Below are 637 nucleotides of genomic sequence, written 5' to 3'. Positions count from 1 at the left end.
TCACGCAAGAGGCAATAGTGGATCACCGGACGATCGTCTCATTTTTTACCTGTCAACTGGTCTGGGTGAACCGTTACGACCTGACCTGCCAGGCCCCAAGAATCATCAAGGCTAATATTGGCACCATCGAGCTTCCCGACACCCTTTTCATCAAAGAAGGTGGTGTAGTTCACACCCACACCAACATATGGACGAACCTTGCTCTGGGCATCGCCAAAATAGTACTGAGCCATCAATGTTGGCGGCAGATGCTTAACCTTGGCTATTTCCCCCAATCCAGCAGTGCTCACACGATGGGAGAATGGGGTTGCCGCCAGCAGCTCAACCCCCCAGTTATCGGTGATCATATAACCCAAAGTCAGGCCAAGTTGTTGATTGCTGTCGATCTGAAACTCGCCAGTGTTAAGCACATCATCACTGCTCTCCTGAGGAGAAACGATGGCCAAACCACCACGAACCAGAATATCGCCAGCCTGGTGGGCCATGGCGAAGGGAGAGGTCACTGCAGCGGCAATCATCAGAGGAAGTAATTTTTTCATCACGTAATCCCTTTTTTTATTTCCTGATTACCCATGACCCTCAGCCAGCTTCAAGAGCCGATATGGCATCGGAGGGCTTGCCACGACGGCATGCCCCA

At 51.5% G+C, this 637-nt stretch carries 1 pseudogene; it reads right to left on the bottom strand.

From position 1 onward, the window contains the following. Nucleotides 1-77: 77 nt before the first annotated feature. A pseudogene (locus PG888_RS23060) lies at nucleotides 78-539 on the bottom strand (OmpW family outer membrane protein); the annotation flags it as partial. Nucleotides 540-637 lie beyond the last annotated feature (98 nt).

Origin of the sequence: Aeromonas sp. QDB23, from assembly GCF_027707745.1 — a bacterium.
GTDB classification, from domain to species: Bacteria; Pseudomonadota; Gammaproteobacteria; order Enterobacterales; family Aeromonadaceae; genus Aeromonas; species Aeromonas allosaccharophila.
The sequence above is the reverse complement of the archived record's forward strand: the minus strand, read 5'-3'. Positions and strand labels throughout refer to the sequence as shown.